The 18,494-nt window shown below is 72.1% G+C and carries 15 protein-coding genes; 8 read left to right on the top strand and 7 right to left on the bottom strand.

All coding sequences use genetic code 11. The annotated features are described in order from the left end of the window. Positions 1-145: 145 nt before the first annotated feature. The 3 genes from VF330_RS05375 to VF330_RS05365 all read right to left on the bottom strand — a co-directional run bounded on the left by VF330_RS05375 (position 146) and on the right by VF330_RS05365 (position 3,454). Complete coding sequence (locus tag VF330_RS05375) at positions 146-1,042, bottom strand: neutral zinc metallopeptidase (RefSeq protein WP_330850370.1); 897 nt, start codon at positions 1,040-1,042, stop codon at positions 146-148. Between the two features lie 11 nt (positions 1,043-1,053). Then, positions 1,054-2,283: a neutral zinc metallopeptidase gene (locus VF330_RS05370; RefSeq protein WP_330850369.1), complete on the bottom strand. Its 1,230-nt coding sequence runs from the start codon at positions 2,281-2,283 to the stop codon at positions 1,054-1,056. Positions 2,284-2,410: 127 nt separating this feature from the next. Continuing rightward, positions 2,411-3,454 carry a neutral zinc metallopeptidase gene (locus VF330_RS05365; protein ID WP_330850368.1) on the bottom strand — a complete coding sequence of 348 codons (1,044 nt, stop codon included), beginning with the start codon at positions 3,452-3,454 and terminating at the stop codon, positions 2,411-2,413. Between the two features lie 318 nt (positions 3,455-3,772). On the opposite strand from VF330_RS05365, the gene VF330_RS05360 reads away from it, so the two are divergent. From VF330_RS05360 to VF330_RS05330, 7 genes are read left to right on the top strand one after another with little or no spacing between them, the layout of a single operon-like run. Next, positions 3,773-5,395 carry a DUF2207 domain-containing protein gene (locus VF330_RS05360; RefSeq protein WP_330850367.1) on the top strand — a complete coding sequence of 541 codons (1,623 nt, stop codon included), beginning with the start codon at positions 3,773-3,775 and terminating at the stop codon, positions 5,393-5,395. Positions 5,396-5,404: 9 nt separating this feature from the next. Then, positions 5,405-6,688 (top strand): pitrilysin family protein, encoded by a 1,284-nt coding sequence (locus VF330_RS05355; protein ID WP_330850366.1) that lies wholly within the window; start codon positions 5,405-5,407, stop codon positions 6,686-6,688. Then, positions 6,685-8,073, top strand: a complete 1,389-nt coding sequence (locus tag VF330_RS05350) for a pitrilysin family protein (RefSeq protein WP_330850365.1) — start codon at positions 6,685-6,687, stop codon at positions 8,071-8,073. Before VF330_RS05355 ends, VF330_RS05350 begins: the two co-directional genes overlap by 4 nt. After that, the gene (gene nudC / locus VF330_RS05345; RefSeq protein WP_330850364.1) at positions 8,070-9,026 is read left to right on the top strand and encodes an NAD(+) diphosphatase; all 957 of its coding nucleotides are present in this window, start codon (positions 8,070-8,072) and stop codon (positions 9,024-9,026) included. Before VF330_RS05350 ends, nudC begins: the two co-directional genes overlap by 4 nt. Before the next feature lie 57 nt (positions 9,027-9,083). Continuing rightward, the gene (locus tag VF330_RS05340; RefSeq protein ID WP_330850363.1) at positions 9,084-9,620 is read left to right on the top strand and encodes a YbaB/EbfC family nucleoid-associated protein; all 537 of its coding nucleotides are present in this window, start codon (positions 9,084-9,086) and stop codon (positions 9,618-9,620) included. Further along, positions 9,617-9,925, top strand: coding sequence for a WXG100 family type VII secretion target (locus VF330_RS05335; protein ID WP_330850362.1), 309 nt, complete (start codon positions 9,617-9,619; stop codon positions 9,923-9,925). Before VF330_RS05340 ends, VF330_RS05335 begins: the two co-directional genes overlap by 4 nt. Before the next feature lie 3 nt (positions 9,926-9,928). Continuing rightward, complete coding sequence (locus tag VF330_RS05330) at positions 9,929-11,068, top strand: hypothetical protein (protein WP_330850361.1); 1,140 nt, start codon at positions 9,929-9,931, stop codon at positions 11,066-11,068. On the opposite strand, the gene VF330_RS05325 is transcribed toward VF330_RS05330, so the two are convergent. Both VF330_RS05325 and VF330_RS05320 read right to left on the bottom strand, forming a co-directional pair. Continuing rightward, positions 11,059-12,657 carry a hypothetical protein gene (locus VF330_RS05325; RefSeq protein ID WP_330850360.1) on the bottom strand — a complete coding sequence of 533 codons (1,599 nt, stop codon included), beginning with the start codon at positions 12,655-12,657 and terminating at the stop codon, positions 11,059-11,061. The two genes, VF330_RS05330 and VF330_RS05325, sit on opposite strands and share 10 nt — an antisense overlap. A gap of 46 nt (positions 12,658-12,703) precedes the next feature. Next, positions 12,704-13,909 carry an FAD-dependent monooxygenase gene (locus VF330_RS05320; RefSeq protein ID WP_330850359.1) on the bottom strand — a complete coding sequence of 402 codons (1,206 nt, stop codon included), beginning with the start codon at positions 13,907-13,909 and terminating at the stop codon, positions 12,704-12,706. A gap of 56 nt (positions 13,910-13,965) precedes the next feature. On the opposite strand from VF330_RS05320, the gene VF330_RS05315 reads away from it, so the two are divergent. Beyond that, positions 13,966-14,442, top strand: a complete 477-nt coding sequence (locus tag VF330_RS05315) for a MarR family winged helix-turn-helix transcriptional regulator (protein WP_330850358.1) — start codon at positions 13,966-13,968, stop codon at positions 14,440-14,442. Here the strand turns inward: VF330_RS05315 and VF330_RS05310 are convergent. Together VF330_RS05310 and VF330_RS05305 are read right to left on the bottom strand one after the other, a co-directional pair. Next, complete coding sequence (locus VF330_RS05310) at positions 14,431-15,447, bottom strand: DUF2399 domain-containing protein (RefSeq protein WP_330850357.1); 1,017 nt, start codon at positions 15,445-15,447, stop codon at positions 14,431-14,433. The genes VF330_RS05315 and VF330_RS05310 overlap by 12 nt on opposite strands. Then, positions 15,444-18,494, bottom strand: a 3,051-nt coding sequence (locus VF330_RS05305) for an SbcC/MukB-like Walker B domain-containing protein (RefSeq protein WP_330850356.1), incomplete at its 5' end; no start/stop codon positions are given. The genes VF330_RS05305 and VF330_RS05310, both read right to left, overlap by 4 nt.

The following is an 18,494-nucleotide window of genomic DNA, read 5'->3' as shown; positions in this document are numbered from 1 at the left end:
CGGCCGAAAAGCGTGGCCGTTTGACATACCCCCTCAGGCGCAGCAAGAGCTGTGGCGCGACTCGTGACGGGGCACCCACCGCTGAGAGCTTCGCTCAAAAGCCAAGAGCAAAAGCCAAAAGTGCTCGCCTTCGGCTTCGCGTTTGTCAGCTCACCTGTTGTGGTTGTGCTGCGAAGGTGTTGCAGGAGGCGGTTGAGTTCGACTTGAAGCCTGCTGTTGCCCATTGGGCCTGGTTTGCCGCTGAGCCGTGGGCGTTGTTCTCCGGGGACTCCTCTATCGCGTACTGGAAGTCCTCCTGGGCCTGCCTGGCCAGGCTTTGGGGGACCGAGCCCCTGCCTGCCGCGCTCGACAGGAACATTCCCGCGAAGCAGTTCGCCTGCAGTTCGATCCTGCGGGACATCTCCAGGCCCGCCGGGGTCCTCTCGCCCGCTTCGGTGATCTTCAGGTCCGCTGCCCTCAGCATGCCGGTGAGGGCTTGGACGTGGTGGCCGTACTCGTGGGCCAGGGTGGCCAGGTGGGTGGCCGGGGCCTCGCCGCCGCCGTTGTCGCGCAGGCGGGAGGTGGGCATGTAGATGGTCCTGTTGCGGCCGCAGTAGTAGGCCACCGCGTGGTCCGACTCCGGGGCCGCGCCGCAGGGGCCGTCCTTCAGGTCTGCCGAGGCGTCCAGGACCGGCTTGTCGAACGGGAGGTTCGCCGTTGTCAGGAGTGGGCCCCAGGCCTGGTCCAGGCAGTCGACGCCGGCAGCGTAGTAGGCGGCCAGTTGCTGGTCCGTGACGCCGAAGGGCGGTAGGGCGCAGGTTTGTGGTTGTAGCGAGGCCGGGGTGAGCAGGACCGGGTGGTCCGCCAGGCGGTGGACCGCTCTCGGGCGGATCGGGGTGGAGGGGTCCGTCGAGGCCGACGGGGCCGGGCGGGAGCTCGCCAGGGCGTGGCCCGTCACGAGTCTCGGGCGGCTCAGCTGGCCGATTCCCAGGACGAAGGCGACCACCAGCACGAAGACTGACCCGAGGACGACAGGGTTGTTCTTGGCGGCTGGTTGGGTCACGTTCGCCCTTTCTAGGAGACCGATCCCGGGTCGGCGGCCCAGGTGTTGCAGTCCGACGCCTTGTTGGACTTGTAGCCGCGGTCCACCCACGCCGCGTTGTTCTCCGGCGTGCCGTGGTCCTTGGTCGGGTAGATGTCGTAGTCGCCCCGGTTGCCCGCGTCGGTCAGACCCACCCGGATGACGTCCATCGGCACCGCGCCGTGCGAGAGCGGGGCCAGTGTCATGCCTCCGAAACAGGTGGCTTGCAGCTCCATCCGGCGGTTCAGGTCGAGGCCCTTCGGAGTATCCCACCCTCCCGCGTCGTACTGCGCGCGGTCCGACGCTTTGAGCATTCCGGTGAGCCACTGCAGGTGGTGGCCGTACTCGTGGGACAGCTGGCCCAGGTACTTGCCGGGGTGGTTCGGGTTGTTCGGGTTGCGTTCGGCGGCGTAGGCGTTCGCCGTCCAGTAGATGCCGCCCTGGCAGTAGCGGGCGGTCTGGTCCGGGCGGACCGTGCCGCACGGGTACTGCATGGTCTCCGTGACGATGTGCAGCTCGACCGGCTGGTAGGGCAGGTTCGCGGCCTGCAGGGCCGGCTTCCACATGCTCTCGATGCACGGGAGGGCCGCTCGCAGGAACTTGTCCTGGCCCGCCGGGGAGTAGTCCATGGCCGGCAGCGGGCAGCCGCCGATCGTGTTCGCGCCGATGTTCGGCCTGAGGAACGGGTGGTCCGCCAGCGCGTACACGGCCTTCGGGCCCACCTGCGCCGGTTGCGACGTGGGGGCGCGGGACGGCGACGGGCGCGGCGACGTGGTGGTCGCGGGCTTCTCGGCGGTCGTGGTCGGCTGCGTGAACGTCGGGCTGTACGTCGTGTAGTTCGAGTAGCCCGTGTCCTTGACCTTGCTGTTCAGCGTCGCCGCGAACACGCCCACGGCGCCCAGGCCCAGGATGACCACGCCGCCGAGGATCAGGGCGATGAGCGGGCCGCTGCTCTTGCGGCGCGGCGGCATCACCGGGTACGGCGCGTAGCCGTTCTGCGGCGGAGGGCCCCAGGCCGGGTGCGGCGGCGGCATGACCGGGCCCGGAGGCGGCGGCGGGCCGTACTGGGCGTACTGCTGCGGGGGCGGGCCCTGCGGCGGCATGCCGTACGGGGGAGGCGGTGGCGGACCCTGCGGCGGACGCTGCCCCAGTGGTGCGGGCATCGGTGGCGGGCCGACCGGGCGTGGCGGCGGCCAGCTGCCCGGCGGCGGTGGTTGCGTCATCGCCTGGGATCCCCCCATAGGTGAGCCTGGGTCGAGTACGAGCATAGGCGGACCGGGATCGCGTGTCCCCCGACCGGGCTAACGCGTTCTGTCCACGTAGGTAGGACGCGCGGGCCGGGGGATCGGTTCACGAGACGTCCGCGGGGCTCGCCGACCAGGTGTTGCAGGCCTTGATGTTGTTCTGCTTGTGGCCGTGCATCACCCAACGCTCGTTGTTCGGTGCACTGCCGTGGTCTCGTGTCCGGTTGTAGTCGCCGCGCTGGCTCGCGTCACGCAATCCGGTGTTCACGACGTCCAGCGGGATGACGTTCTTGTGCGAGAACGGCGCCAGCGTCATGCCGCCGAGGCAGGTGGCCTGCAGCTCCAGCCTGCGGTTGAGCTCCAGGCCCTTCGGCGAGTCGAACCCGCCCGCGTCGTACTGGGCCTGGTCGGCCGCGCGCAGCATGCCGGTCAGCCACTGGAGGTGGTGGCCGTACTCGTGGCTGAGCTGGCCCAGGTAGACGCCGGGGTGGCGCAGGCCGTTCTGCTCGCTCGCGTAGAAACCGCCCGGCCAGTAGATGACGCCCTTGCAGAACATCGCCGTCGTGTTCGCCTGCCGCGAGCCGCACGGCGTCTGCGTCGTGCCGGTGAACACCTGCAGCTCGGCCGGCTGGTACGGCAGGTTCGCCGCCTTCAACGCCGGCTGCCACGCCTTCTCGATGCACGGCAGCGCCGCCGCGAGGAACCGCTGCTCACCCGCCGGCGAGTACTCCATGGTCGGCAGCGGGCACGACGCGAAGTCGTTCGCGCCGATGTTCGTCGCGAAGACCGGGTGATCGGCGAGCTTGTAGACGGCTTTCGGTCCCACGGGCGTCGGCTGCGTGCTCTGGGTCCGGGTCGACGACGTGCGTGTGGGCGGCGCGGTGGTGGTCGCCCTGGTCGGTGCGTACGTCGGGCTGTAGGTCGTGTAGCTGGAGTAGCCCGTGTCCTTGACCTTGCTGTTCAGCGTCGCGGCGAACACGCCCACCGCGCCGAGGCCGAGGACCACTACGCCACCGAGCACGAGGGCCAGGACCGGGCCGGCGCTCCTGCGGCGGGGAGGCATGACCGGGTGCGGCGGGGGCGCGAACCCGCCGTGCGGGGCGAACCCGCCGTGCTGCGGGTGGCCCCAGGACGGCTGGGGTGGCGGCATCACGGGACGCGGCGGCGGCAGCGGCGCGTAACCGGGTGGAGGTCCGTAAGGCGGAGGGGGACCCATCGGACGCACGCCAGGAGGTGGTCCCTGGACGAAAGGTGGCGGCCCCATCGGCGGACGCGCACCGGGCGGCGGTCCCTGCACCGGGCGCGGCGGGCCGTACGGGGGCGGTGACGGCACGGGCGGCGGCCCCACCGGGCGTGGCGGCGGCCAGTTGCCCGGCGGCGGTGGTTGTGTCATCGCCGGAAATCCCCCAGTTGGCGTCTGTACGAAAGTCCGCCGGAGCATATGAGGACTCCGCTATTGTCCGCAGCCGTGTCGAAGAACTGGGGAGTGGCGGTCCTCGCAGCAGCCGCACTGACGTACGCGACGGCCGCGGGCGCGTTCGCGCAGCCCCTTCCCGGCACCGTCAGCACCGAGGTGCGGATGAAGCTGGAGCGCGACGCCAAGCTCACCGTCACCGAGACCGTGCACGTGCCGGACGGCAGGACGGTCAAGAGGACAGTCCCCTTGCGACTCGCCGTCGGCAACGACCTCGAGCGCCAGTACCAGGTGACCGACGCCAAGATCGAGGGCAAGGGCAGCGCAGGCGTCAGCGGCGAGGAGTTCACCACCACCTTCGAGGGCGGCGACTCCACCCTGACCTACACCGTCGTCGGCGCGGTCGCCCCGGTCGGCGACGTGCTGGAGGTGCGCTGGCAGGTCGCGGGCGGCTGGGACACCGAGCTCGACAAGGTCGCCGTCTCGTTCTCCGCCCCCGACTCCCCGACGTCGGTCAACTGCCTCGCCGGGCCGGTCGGCTCGTCGCAGCCGTGCACGAGCGCGGACCTCGCCGACGGCAAGGGCGTGCGGGCGCAGGAGATCAAGCTCGCCCCCGGCGAACGCGTGGACGTCGCCATCGGACTGGCCGCCGGGGTCGTGCCGCCCAACGCCGTCGTGGTCGAGCAGTCGGGCCTCGCCGCCGCGTTCGCCCTGACCCCGGTCAGCGCCGTCGCGCTCGGCGGCCTGCTCGTGCTGCTGCTCGGCGGCGTCGCGCTGCTCTGGTACCTGCGCGGCCGCGACGCCGCGGCGCTCGCGAGCGAGGTCGGCGCGATCTCCGTGCTGGTCCGCGACCCGAGCGGGCACGTCGCGTTCGCCTCGCCCGACGGTGTGCTGCCCGGCCAGGTCGGCACAGTTGTCGACGAGCACGTGGACGTCGTCGACGTGACCGCCACCGTGATCGACCTCGCCGTCCGCAACTACCTGTGGATCGCCGAGGTGGAGGGCCACGACTGGCAGATCGTGCGCCGCAACCCCGCCGACGCCTCGCTGTCGGGGTACGAGAGGGCCGTCTACGAAGCCCTTCTGCCGCAGGGCGCCGACGCCGTGACGGTGTCGCAGCTGCGCGGCCGCCAGGTCGACCTCGCGCGGGTGCGCGACGAGCTGTACGCGGACGTCGTGGAGAAGCGCTGGTTCGTGCGCAGGCCCGATGCCGAGCGCAGCCTGTTCTGGTGGGTCGGGATCGGGCTCGCGGTGCTCGGCCTGGTCGCGACCGTCGTGCTGGCGCTGACGATCGGCAGCGCGCTGTTCGGTCTCGCGGTCGCCGTCGGCGGTGTCGCGCTGGCGTTCGGCGCGCGGTCGATGCCCGCCCGCACGAAGCGCGGCAGCGAGCTGCTGGAACACGTCCGGGGGTTGCGCGGTTACCTCCACGGGGTGACGCCGGCCGACGTTCCCGAGGACGACCGCGAGCTGGTGTTCTCCCGCTCGCTGCCCTACGCGGTGGTGCTCGGCGAGACCGAGCGCTGGCTCGCCGCGTTCGGTCAGCAGGACCTCTACTGGTACGGCAACTCGGGAACCAGCACCGACTTCCGGCGCAGCTTCCCGGCGTTCCTCGGGGCGCTCGACGGGGTGCTCGCCCAGGCGGGCCACCTGCGATCGCTCCGGGCGCCGAACCCGTAGGCTTGCCGCATGGCCTCACCCGAACTGCACAGGTTCACGCTGCCCAACGGCCTGCGGGTGGTGCTCGCCCCCGACGCCAGCGCACCGGTCGTCGGCGTCAGCGTGCACTACGACGTCGGCTTCCGTTCCGAGCCGGAGGGGCGCACCGGGTTCGCGCACCTCTTCGAGCACCTGATGTTCCAGGGCAGCGAGAGCCTGGAGAAGCTGGCCCACTTCCGGCACGTGCAGTCGTCGGGCGGCACGTTCAACGGGTCCACGCACCCGGACTACACCGACTACTACCAGGTGCTGCCGAGCGCGGCCCTGGAGCGGGCGCTGTTCCTCGAGGCCGACCGCATGCGGGCGCCGAAGCTCACCGAGGAGAACCTCCGCAACCAGATCGACGTGGTGAAGGAGGAGATCCGGCTCAACGTGCTGAACCGCCCGTACGGCGGGTTCCCCTGGATCCTCCTGCCGCCGGTGCTGTTCAAGACGTTCGCCAACGCGCACAACGGCTACGGCGACTTCGTCGACCTGGAGAGCGCCACGGTCGACGACTGCGCGGAGTTCTTCGACACGTACTACTCGCCGTCCAACGCCGTGCTGACCGTCGCCGGCGACCTCGACGTCGAGGCCACGAAGGCGTTGGTGGACAAGCACTTCGGCGACGTGCCCGCACGGCCGAAGCCCGAGCGCCCCTCGTTCGCCGAGCCCGCCCCGCAGGGCGAGGTGCGCCACGAGCACGGCGACGCGCTGGCCCCGCTGCCCGCGATCGCGATCGGCTACCGCGTGCCGGACCCGACCACCGACATCGACGGCTACCTCGCCTACCTGGTGCTCGCCGGCGTGCTGACCGACGGCGACAGCTCGCGCCTGCAGCAGCGGCTCGTGCACCGCGAGGGCATCGTGATCGACCTGAACGCGGGCTGCGGCCTGTTCGGGCCGCTGGAGGCCCGCGACCCGGACACGTTCAGCATCACCGCCATCCACACCGCCGAGGTCTCGCCCGACCAGGTCGTCGCGGCCATCGACGAGGAGCTCCAGAAGCTCGCGCAGGAGCCGCCGTCGGCCGAGGAGCTCGCCAAGGTGACGGCCCGCTGGGTGTCGACCATGCACAAGGAGCACGACCGGCTCACGAACCGCACGCTGGGCCTCGGCTCCGCGGAGCTGCTGTTCGGCCGCGCCGAGCTGATCTACGAACTGCCCGAGCGCATCGCGTCCGTGACCGTGGACGAGGTGTCCGCCGCCGCCAAGGCGCTGCGTCCCGACGCCCGCGCCCTTCTTCTCGTCAAGCCCACCGGAGGAGCCCAGTGACCTCGGCAAAGACCCACCGCACCGCCGAGGAGATCGGTCGCACCACCACCGGCGCGCGCCCGCTGCCGGAGCTGGGCTCGCAGAAGGCGGCCGCCGAGCTGTCCTCTGTGGACGAGGTGCTGCCCAACGGCCTGCGCGTCATCGCCGTCAAGCGCGCCACCGTGCCGATGGTCGAGGTGCGGCTGCGCGTCCCGTTCGCGGACCCGGCCGCCTCGGGCACCGGCTCGCAGCACTCCGCGGTCGCGGAGATCCTGGCGAACACCGTGCTCACCGGCACGGAGTCGCGTTCGCGCGTGCAGATCGACACCGAGCTGGCGCTGGTCGGCGGCGAGCTCGACGCCGTGGTCGACCCGGAGCGCCTGAGCTTCACCGGCAACGCGCTGGCCAGCGGCCTCGGCACCGTGCTCGACGTGCTGGCCGACGTGCTGACGAACGCCTCCTACCCGGCCGACGAGGTCGAGCGCGAACGCGGCCGCCTCGTCGAGCGCATCACCATCGCCCGCTCGCAGCCGAGCGTCATCGCGCGCGAGGCGCTGCAGAAGAGGCTCTACGGCGACCACCCGTACGCCAAGGAGATGCCGGAGGCCGACGAGGTCGCCGCCGTCTCCCGCGAGGACGTCGCCGCGTTGCACGCCAAGGCGTTGCTGCCGCGCGGCTCGGTCCTCGTGGTCGTCGGCGACGTCGAGCCGGCCGAGGCCGTCGCGCGCATCGGCGAGACGCTCGGCGCGTGGCAGGGCGAGGGCGAGGCCGTCCAGCTGCCGCCGCTGCCCGCCGTCGAAGGTGGTGACGTGCTGCTGGTGCACCGCGCCGGTGCCGTGCAGTCGCAGATCCGGCTCGCCGCGCAGGCCATCCCGCGCACCGACGAGCGCTACCCGGCGCTGCAGCTCGCGAACCTCGTCTACGGCGGGTTCTTCTCGTCGCGCCTGGTCGAGAACATCCGCGAGGACAAGGGCTACACCTACAGCGCCCGCTCGCACCCCGAGTTCACCATCCACGGCGCCACGCTGCTCATCGACGCGGACACGGCGTCGGACGTGACGGCGGCGGCGCTGCTGGAGACCCGCTACGAGCTGGCGCGGCTGGGCATGGTCCCGCCGTCGCAGTCCGAAGTGGACATCGCCCGCAGCTACGCGATCGGCACGCTGCTCACCTCCACGTCCTCGCAGTCCGGCCTGGCGTCGTTCGTCGTGAACATCGTCGCCCTCGGCCTGGGCATCGACTGGCTGGTGGCGCACCCGCAGCGGCTCCAGGCCGTGACGCCGGAGCAGGTCGCGGCGGCGGCGCTGGAGTTCTTCGCGCCCGGCAACTTCACCGGTGTGCTCGTCGGTGACGCCGAGCAGCTCAAGCCGAAGCTGTCCGCGCTGGGCGGGGTCTCGTTCCAGTGACCTTCGACCTGGTCGGTCTGCCCGCGCTGTCGCGGACCGCGGTGGACCGCAACGAGCCGTTGCGCGGCAACGATTCCGCGCTCGCCGCGCTCTGGCCCAAGGCACGCGTCCTGGTCGTCGACACGCGCGGCCGCACCCTGGTCGCCGACCGCGGCACGCGGGTGGTCGACCGCCCGGCCACCGAGTTCGGCGACCAGCCGCCCGTGAACGCCGTCCTGCTGGGCGAGCAGGACGGCGTGGCGTACTTCGCCGTGCTGATGCCGGCGGAGGACGGCGAGGAGGTGCCGCCCGCACGAGCCTGGGGCCCGCCGGAGCACACCGACGAACCGCAGTGGCTGGACCTGCGCCAGGCCGGCGCGACACTCGACGACGTGTGGGCGGGGCTCTTCACGACCGCCGCCGCGTTGTTCCAGTGGCACCGGCTCGGCAAGTACTGCGCCAAGTGCGGCGCCAGGACCGTGCTGGAGAAGTCCGGCTGGACCTCGGTGTGCTCGGGGTGCGGGCGCGAGGAGTACCCGCGCACCGACGCCGCGGTGATCTGCCTGGTGCACGATGGCGCCGACCAGGTGCTGGTGGCCCGCGGACCCGAGTGGCCGGAGGGCCGGTTCTCGGTGCTCGCCGGGTTCGTCGAGGCCGGCGAGTCGCTGGAGGCGTGCGTGGCGCGGGAGATCCACGAGGAGGTCGGGCTGCCCGTCCGCGACATCCGCTACCTCGGCTCGCAGCCGTGGCCGTTCCCCCGGTCGCTGATGGTCGGCTTCGAGGCGGTGGCCGACCCGTCGGCGCCGCTGCTGCTCGCCGACGGGGAGATCGCCGAGGCCAAGTGGGTGCCGAAGGCGGACGTCCGCAAGGCCATCGAGGAGCCAGGGAGCGTGCCGGGGCTGTGGCTGGCCGGCGGGGCGTCCATCGCGTTCCGGATGCTCCAGAGCTGGTCAGGAGCGAACTACACCGGGTGAGTTCCGCCGAACCGACGGCGTGGCGCGGTTGCGCCGATTAGCCTCTTGCCGAGTGGCGTGGTCACGTACATCACACCGAACGCGAGGGGGCTCATGAACAACCCGGAGCTCGAGGCGCGCAACGCGGCGTTGCGCGGCCAGGTCGACTCGATGCTGGCGAACCTCGAACGGCAGACCGCCGAGCTGAAGCAGGCGCAGAACGAGGCGATGTCCAAGGTCGGCCGTGCGACCTCGCAGGACGGCCTCGTGGAGGTCACGGTGAACGCCGGTGGCATCGTCACCGGCGTCACGTTCGCGCCGTCGGCGTTCGACCGCAGCACCCCGGAGAAGCTGGGCCAGAGCGTCGTCGCGACCATCCAGAAAGCCGCCCTCGCGGCGCGCGAGCAGGCCGACGCCGTCCTCGCGCCGTACCAGGAGGGCCTGCCCGACCTGCCGGACCTGTTCCCGGGCATGCCGTCGATCAAGGACCTCATCCCGGCGCCGCCGCCCGTCCCGCAGTCGTTCACCCCGCCGCCGGCGCCACCGCAGCCGCAGCGGCGTGACGACGACGAGCCGCCGGAGTCCTTCATGGACCGTCGAGGAGGCCAGTGGTGACGAGCTTCGAGGTAGACCCGACAGCGCTGCGCTCGGCCTCGCCGAAGTTCTCGGCGGCGGGCGACAAGCTGCAGACCGCCTTCGACACCCTGCGCGGCGTCCTCGACGCCAACAACGGTTGCTGGGGCGGCGACGACGCGGGCAAGGAGTTCGCGAAGACGTACCTGCCCATCGCGGAGACGGCGTCCCAGGCGTTCCCGGCACTCGTGGAGGGCATCCACTCGATCCGCGAGGGTCTCGACGCCTCCGCCGACACGTGGGAAGCCGTCGACCAGGGCAGCGCCCGGTCGTTGGGAGGCAACTGACTCATGGGCATCGAGATCCCGGGCGCCGTCCAGTGGCTCACGCCGATCGTCGTCGGCGCGTCGTGGCCGGAGGGCGACGAGACCAAGCTGCGCGCCATGCGCGACGCGTGGGAGGCCGCCGCCAAGTCCGTCGGTGACGTGCTCTCCGACGGCAACGGCGCGTCCTCGGCCGCGCTGGGCTGCATGAGCGGCCAGACCGCGGAGAAGTTCAAGGAGTACTGGCAGAAGTACACCGAGGGCGACGCCTACCTGGTCAACCTCCAGCAGATCTGCACGGACCTGGCGGCGGGCTGCGACAACGCCGCGCTGGGCATCGAGTACACGAAGCTGAGCATCATCGCCGCCCTGATCATCCTGGCGGCGCAGATCGCCGCGATGATCGCGTCGGCGGTGGCGACGTTCGGCGCGTCCACGGCGGGCGTCCCGATCGCGCAGGCGGCGACCCGCATCACCGTGCAGATGATCTTCCAGCAGCTGCTCAAGCAGATCGTCATCAACCTGGCGATCAACGTCGGCGTGGACGTCGCCATCCAGACCCTCCAGTTCGCCACGGGCGAGCGGAAGTCGTGGGACGTCGGCAAGACGGTCGACGCGGGCATCGCGGGTGTCGCCGCCGGTGTCGCGGGTGGCCTGGTCGGCGCGGGGAGCTCCGCGCTGGGCAACACGACCAGCAACTTCGTCCAGGCCGCCGGCCGGGGCGCGGTGGAAGGCGCCGTCGCGGGCGCGGGCGGCAACGTCCTGAACAACCTCGCGCACGGCAAGGTCGGTCTGGACGACTTCGGCTCGGCGATCCTGTCCGGCGGCACCTCCGGCGCGGTCGGCGGCGCGGTCGGCGGGATGAGCAACCGGCACGAGGGCCTGTCCTCGACCTGGGACACCGGCACGTCACCCGACGGCCAGTACACCGCCGGGTCCAACACCCAGGGCCACACCTTCGTCTCGCCGGAGGGCACGACCACGCGCGCCAACGTCGACAACCCGTACCAGGGCGGCTGGGGCTCAGAGCGGGCGAGCCGGATCCCCGGTGACGGCGGGCCGAACAACGTCAACGACCCGCACGACAGCGACTACCAGGTCACGTCGTCGGCGAACCCGCCGAGGATGGTCGGGAGCCTCGACCTGCCCGACCCGCCTCAGCGGTAGGGCTGCCAGCCGGGAAGCGGGGCGTGGTCCGGACGGACTTCGCCCCAGTCCCGGCTGCCCGGCGGCAGCACGTGGTGCTCGGCCAGGCGCATCCGGTTCCTGACCCGCCACCAGTCGGCCAGCAGTCCCAGGGTCAGCGGCACGGTGACCAGCGCCCCGCCCCACAGGCCGAGGGTGAGGAACATCAGGGCGAAGCTGCCGGTGAACGCCGCGGCGAACAGCCGCCAGCCGATGCCCGAGGTCGTGTAGTTGCCCCGGTTCGTCCCGGTGGTCCGCCGCACGGCCCACCCCTGCAGTGCGCGCCACTCCTCGACCGACATCTGCTCGGGCCGCGCCGGTGAGCCCTGGCGCGACCGGATCAGCTCCGCGAGTTCGCCCGGTTGCGCCACGGGCAGGATCCACTGCTGTGGCCGCGCGACCAGGCGCAGCATCGGACTCCTGCCGACGGGCATCTTGATCCCACCGGGAACGGGCCACGCCTGGAGGTCGGGCGAGGTGCCCGGCTGCACCAGCGTGAGATCCCCCAGCCACATCGCGCGCGGGTGGATGCCGCCCTCGTGCGACTTGTTCAGCTTGTGCACCAACCTGTCCCGCTGCACGTACAGCGACCCGCCATCGCGCAACGGCACCCGCACCTCGACGCTCCGGCCCAGGTCGGCGCCCAGCCGGAACATCCGACCGCCGAGGAACCCCAGCACCGGGCACAGGACCAGGACGGCGATCCAGGCGTAGCCGCCCTTGCCGAGCAGCCAGAACACGCTGACCGGCACCGCGAGGAACGCCACCCTGCCCCAGACGCGGGGCACGTTCCGGTTCAGCACCCACACCACACCCGCGATGACCGGTGCCGCCAGCCCGATCCGCGGAACACCGGCAGTCGCGAGCAGCGCGACCACCGGCAGCACCACGGTTCCGGCCAACGCCAGTGCCGCGCCGACCAGCCACCGCACCGCGAGCGGAGGTCCACTGGGTGACACGGCCGGTCCCTGAACTGGAGTGGTGCGTTCTCCGACAGGGGGAGGAGCGTCGCCGACCTCGTTGCTGTCCGCGACCACGGCTCCGGAGTGGACCTCGGCGAGGCCCGGAACCCGGGACCGCACGAGGGAAACGAACTTCTGCGGCTCGTCGACCGGCAGCACCTGCTCGCCCGACGTCGTCCGCAGCACCACGACGTCCCCGGCCGGCACGGGAAGCCCGCGGCCGTCGGTCAGCGTGATCCACGGCGCCTCACCGGCCACCGCCGGCCGCGTGCTGATACCGAGCAGGTCGGTGAAACCGTAGGTGATCTTCCGCGGCCCGCTGGACGCCATCCGGCCGCCGCCGGAGTTGGCCGTGATCTCCAGGCCGTTCCCGGTGACCTCGACGGCGTCGTTGTACCAGCTGGGCCGCGGGTCGACGCGGAACTCGAACAGCACCTTGCCCGGCGCGCGCTTCGACGCGAGGTGCGCCAGGTACGTCACGACCAGCGGAACGCCGAGGATGACCCCCATGTTCGCGGCGGGCGACCCCGCGCCCACGACGACCACGAAGGCGATCGCGGCGGCTGCGGACACGCCTAGTGCGACGAGCGGCCAGTGGTGCGGTTTCATGCGCCCCATCTTGGCGAGGACGTCCGGCCGACGCAGGCGAACACGCTCATTCGCCGATGTGCGAGATGTAACCGTCGGGACGGACGACCGCCTCCAGACCGTCGACCACGGTGACAGCGCCCTTGCCGTCGGACAGGTCCAGGCCCGCGACGAACGTGCCCGCGCGCGGGTGGGAGCAGCCGGTGTCGTAGCGGATGTCGGTGCCCTGCACCATCGCGGAGATCCGGGCCTTCACCTCCGGCAGGTCGAGCAGGTCGCTGACCAGCGAGTGCAGCTCGCGCGACCGCGGGTCCGGGCGGGTCAGCGCGACCTGGGCGAGGGTGTTGCGCAGGACGCGGTCGGCGACCGGGTGGCGTTCGGCGGTGTAGGTGTCGATCAGGGCGGAGTCGCCGGTGGCGAGCTTCCAGCCGAGGTTGACCGCGTCCTGCAGGCCGAGGTTGAGTCCCTGGCCGCCGAACGGCGAGTGGACGTGCGCGGCGTCGCCCGCGAGCAGGACGCTGCCGCGGCGGTAGGTGGTGGCCTGGCGGGTGTTGTCGGTCCAGGTGGTGGCGGTGTGGACGCGGGTGATCCGGACGTCGAGCCCGCTCACCCGGCGCAGGGCGGCTTCCAGGCCAGCGCGGGAGACGTCGCGGCTCGCCGGCGGGCCGTCGAACTCGATGAGCATGATCCGGCCCTTCAGCGGGCCGAACGCGTGGATGCCGGTCGGGGTGCGGTGCCAGCCGTGCGGGACGTCGCCGTCCAGGTCGACGACGGCCTGGTAGCCGGTCAGGGTCGGGCCGGTGCCGGGGAAGTCGAAGCCGGCGAGCCCGCGGACGGTGCTGCGGCCGCCGTCGCAGCCGACGACGTACTCCGAACCGAGGTCGAGGTCCGTCACCCCGACACCGCGGCGGATCTCGACGCCGAGTTCGACGGCGCGGGTTTCGAGGATGTGTTCCAACGCCTGCTGGGACAGCATCACGAGCGGCAGACCGTCCAGTTTGAACAGTCCGGCGAAGTGACCGGTGGAACCGGTGGGGCGCCACGAGAGCCCGGCGGCTTCGCGCTCGCTCGCGGCGTCGACCGCGGGACCGAGGCCGCGCATGCCGAGCATCTGCCGGGTGAGGCCGCTGATCATCTGGGCCTTGATGGTGCCGGACCGCGCGGTGAGGCGTTCGAGCACGGTGGTGCGGACGCCCTGGAGAGCCAGCTCGCACGCCAGCAGGAGGCCGACGGGGCCCGCGCCGACGACGGTGACGTCCGGTGAGGTTTTCATACTCAACATTTGAGTATGAAAACGTCCCGTCGTCAAACCTGTTTTAGGATGGCCGGGTGACGGAGCCGATCTACTCGTGGCTGTACGCGCAGCAGGGCGTGGACGCCGTGAAGGCCGCGCTCGGGCGGCGCATGGAGGCCGAGGCCGGGTGCTCGCTGCTGGAGCACGTGGCGCTCTACCAGCTGCACCACAACGGCGGGCGGCTGCAGATGTCCGAGCTGGTCGAGCTGCTCGACGTCAGCCCGTCCGGCGTCACGCGCCTGGTCGAACGGCTGGTCAAGCGCGGCTGGGTCGGCAGGGAACAGCCGGCGGACAACCGGCGGCTGGTCATCGCCGTGCTCACTCCCGAAGGCGAGCGGATGTGCACGGGCACGACGGCGCGGGTCTACCGGGCGTCGCTGGCCGAGGAGTTCACCGAGCTGCTGAGCGAACGCGACCTCGCCGACCTGCGGCGGATCGGGCGCAAGCTGATGGAGGGCCACGACCGCTGGGACGTGAAGCGGTACGCGCCCCCGGAGACGTCACAGCAGTGACGGCAGGACGTGCTCCTCGGTGACGATGAGACCGGTGGTCGCCATGGTGCCGGCCAGGTCGGGGTCCCAGCTCGCGGGCTCCGGCCGGGTGTTCAACGTCGGCAGCTCGACGCCGCGCGCGATCAGGGTGGCGACGGCTTCCCGGTAGTCGGCCGCCGACATCCGCCACGCCGACCCGCCCGTCCAGGCGAGGACCTCGTTCGTGACGCGGACGCCCTCGGGCGTGAAGTCGTGGTGGCACCGGACGGTCTTGCCGTCGAGGTGGTGCTTCGCCTGCGGCGTCAGGCCGTTCGGGAGCACCACCAACGGGCCGGGCACGCCGGACTCCAGCAGCCGCGGGCTGCGGACGACGGTGACCTCCCGCGCCGCCAGCGAGTCGTTCAGCGTCAGGTAGCCCTGCGAGGTCAGCACCGGGTTGCCGTAGGCGTCGGGCAGCACGCCCGAGCGTTCCCAGTCGGTGCCGGCGAGCTGCAACGCCTTGCCGACGACGCGGGTGAGCGGGCGGCCGTCGTCGAGGTCGTTGCCCGCCAACGCGAACCGGGTCGTCCAGCGGCGCGGTGCGCGGCTCAACCGGGCGAGGACCGCCGCGGCCTGGTTCGCGATCATCGGCAGCGCGGGCTGCGGGATCTTGCCGTACCGGCGGACGTGCTCGATCCACTCGGCCGTCCACGGCTCGTTGAGCAGACCGTGCTCGCGCAGCGCGAACTTCAGCACGGCGTCCGCGGTGGAGGCCTCTTCCGCGGACGCCATGCCGATCGGCTTGCCGTGCACCGATTCCAGGACCTCGGGCAACGTGCTGCCGTGCGCGCGGACGTGTTCGTCCAGACGAGCCAACGAGATCTGCCGGCGTGCCGGGTGGGCGATCGGCTTGCGCAGCAGCTCACCCAGCGCGGTGGCGGTGCGTTCGTCCTCGACGCGGAAGCTGAACGCCGACCGGCCGCCGCCCTCCATCGTCTCGCGGGCGAGGCGCCAGAGCTCGGCCAGCTCAGGGGAGTCGAGGTTCACGGGTCGATCCGATCCAGCGCCGCGCCGTCCCACGTCGTCTGCGTGCACGCGACGCCACGGCCGTTCTTCGGCCGCAGCACGTCGAAGATGTGCATGCGCGGGATCTTGTCGGACACGCCCCAGCCGGACGGCCAGGTGATCACCCAGTCCATGTCGAGGTCGACCAGCAGACCGAGCATGCGCGCGATCGTCGGGTCGTCGAGCCGTTCGAAGGCCTCGTCGAGCAGCACCAGCCGCAGCGGGTCGAACTCGTCGCTCACCGCGTCGTAGAAGCTCGCCGCGGCCGCGAACAGCGTCACGTACGAGATCAGCCGCGTCTCACCGGACGACAGCTGGCGCAGCCGCCGTTCGCGCGGGTTGCCGTCGGGACCGGTGTCCGCGACGGTCACCGTGAACTGGTGCCACGTCCGGTAGTCGAGCGCCCGAGACAGGATCTCGGCGTAGCCACCGGAGTGCGTGTCGCGTTCGTTCTCGATGCGCTCGGTGAAGACGCGGCGCAGTGTGGCGTCCTGCTCGGGGGTGCGTTCGCCGAACGGCAACCGCACGAGCGCGAGCGCCTGGCGCGTCTGGTCGTCGAGCGCGCCGGACGACTTCCACGACAGCTTCACGTGCACGCCCTGGCTGGACCGGGCCTGGCCGAGCACCTCGTTCATCCGCTTGGTGAGGTCCTCGGCGACGGTGATCTGCCCGCGCAGCCACTCGGCCAGGTCGCGGATCAGGTAGTCGGCGAAGATCCCCTGGTACTGCTCGTCGAGGAACCCGCGCTGCTCGGCCAGCTTCGCCGTCACCTGGCGGGCGGCGACGGCGACGGGCTTCGCGCCCTCCTCGCCGGTCACCGTCACGGTCAGCAGGCCCGCGTGCTGCTCGGCGGCGATGTCGTGGCTGCCGGCCAGCGAGGTCTGCAACGCCTGGAGCTTCGCGATCACGGTCGCCTCGGTGCCGCCGCGCCGGTCGCCCGCGTCCGCGATGGCCTGGCGCACCAGGGCTTCCTCCGGCACCTCGGGGAACGCCGCCGCGAGCAGACCCGGTGCCCGCACGGTCGCCTGGAAGTTCGCGGACGCCCGTCCCAGGGCCTCCTCGGACTCGGCGACCTGCGCGGAGTTGGTCTCCAGCAACGCTTCCAGCTTCGCCGCCTGCTCACGGGCGGTCGTGATGCTCTCCCGCACGCCCTTGAGGTCCTCGCGCATCCTCCTGCGCGACCTCTCCAGCGACGTGAGCTGCTCGCTGATCTCCTTGGCCTCACCGCCGACCGCGTCGGTCAGCTCGGCGAGGGTCCCGGCCTGGGACGCGTGGTCGACGCACCGGCTGTCGGCGTCGGCCTCGGCGGTCTGCCGGTCCGCGACGGCCTCGTGGTAGCGGTGCGAGGCGTCGGCGAGGTCGGAGATAGTGCCCTGGCACCGCCTCTTCACCGCGTCGCCGAGCAGGTCGGCCGTCCGCTGGGCCTCCGAGGCCGCCGCCTGGGCCTGGCGCAGCGCCTCGGTGTCCGCCGGCAGCCCGGCGTCGCCCGCCTGCCGGGTCAGCTCGCCGCGCGCCGCCTCGAGACGCGACTGGGCGTTCTCCAACGCCTCCCGCAGCTCGAACGTGCGCTGCTGGGACCGTGCTGCGGACTCCTCGGCGGCCTGGACGCGGCTGTGCTTCGCGATCAGCTCGCCGTCGCCGGGGAACGCCGCGACGTGCGCCTCCCACGTGGCGACGTGCTCGTGGGCGCGCGCCAGCTCGTCCTCGGCGGTGCCGAGCCGGCCCCGCAGGTCGGAGAGCTCCTCCTCCAGCGCGGCGATCCGGCGTCCGCGCGCGGCCTCCCGCGCACCGGCGCCGATGAACTCGGCCTCGGGCTTGGTCCAGCGGCCGGTCAGCACGCCGGAGCGCCACACGCCGTCCGTGGTGAGGCTCAACGTGTCCCGGTCGTCCAGCGACACCGCGCGCAGCAGGTCCGCGACGAACCCCTCCGGTACCGGAGACCCCTCGACCGCGGGCACGAGCACGTCCGCGAGGGTGCGGCCACCGACCGGGGAGCTCGCGACCGCCAGCACGTCGTTCAGCTCGGTGTCGGCGAGCGTCACCCAGGCGTCCAGCAGCCCGCTGGCCTGCAGCGCTGCCTCCAGCCCCGCCCGTTCGCCGTCGGTCAGCGCCGGCGCGAAGTCCACCAGCCGGTAGAAGGGCGCGCCGGCGGCCGGGTCCCGGTCCGCCGAGGTGTACCGGCCGGGCACCGGCACCCGTTCGTCACCGGACCGCAGACCGATGAGCTCCTCGTCCAGCGCGTCGAGACGGCCCCGCAGATCGGCGCGCTGCCGCGTGAACGCGTGCGCCGCGTCCCTGGCGGCCCGCACCAGAGGACCGACCCACTCGCGGGCCGTCGCGCCCAGCTTCGCGGCGGCCGCCGGGTCCGCGGTCCGCGGCAGCTTCAGAGCGTCGGACGGGCGTTCGTCGAGCAGCGGGCCGCTGGACGTCCACACCTCGACCTGCTCCAGCCAGGCCTGCACGACCTCGGCCAGCTCCTGCATCTCCTGGTTGCGCAACGACGTCGCCTCGGTCGCGCCGAGCTGGGCGTCGCGGGCCTTCTGCCGCAACGACTCCACCTCGCGCTGCTGCGAGTCGAGCGCCAGCGCCTGCTCGTGCAGCGACAGGGCGAGCGCACCCCGTTGGCGTGCCAGGGAAGCGATGCCCGTCGTCTGGTCGACCACCGACGACAGCGAGGCCAGCACGTCCTCGGTCGCGGCGGCCGGCGGCACCCGGCGTTCGATCGGCAGCGGCCCCGCCTCGGGGTCCGGCTTGGCCCGCACCGACGCCGTCGTGACGCCTGCCTCGGCGGCCGGGACCTGCGGCACCTCCGGAGCCAGGCCGGCGTCCATGCCCGCCAGGCGCAGGTGCTCGCGCAACGGGTCGCTCAGCGCGTCGGCGGCCTGGAGGTCCTCCGCGAGACGCCGCAGCAGCCGCAGCACGGCGTCGACCGCCGCGTCCTCCTGCGCGCGCTGGCGGTGCGCGGTCTCCAGGGCCGCGACGGCAGACGAACGCATCTGCGCCACCAGGTTCTCGCGCGTCTTGAGGTC

It is taken from the genome of Lentzea sp. (genome assembly GCF_036380075.1).
GTDB lineage: Bacteria > Actinomycetota > Actinomycetes > Mycobacteriales > Pseudonocardiaceae > Lentzea.
This window is presented reverse-complemented; position numbering and strand designations above follow the sequence as displayed.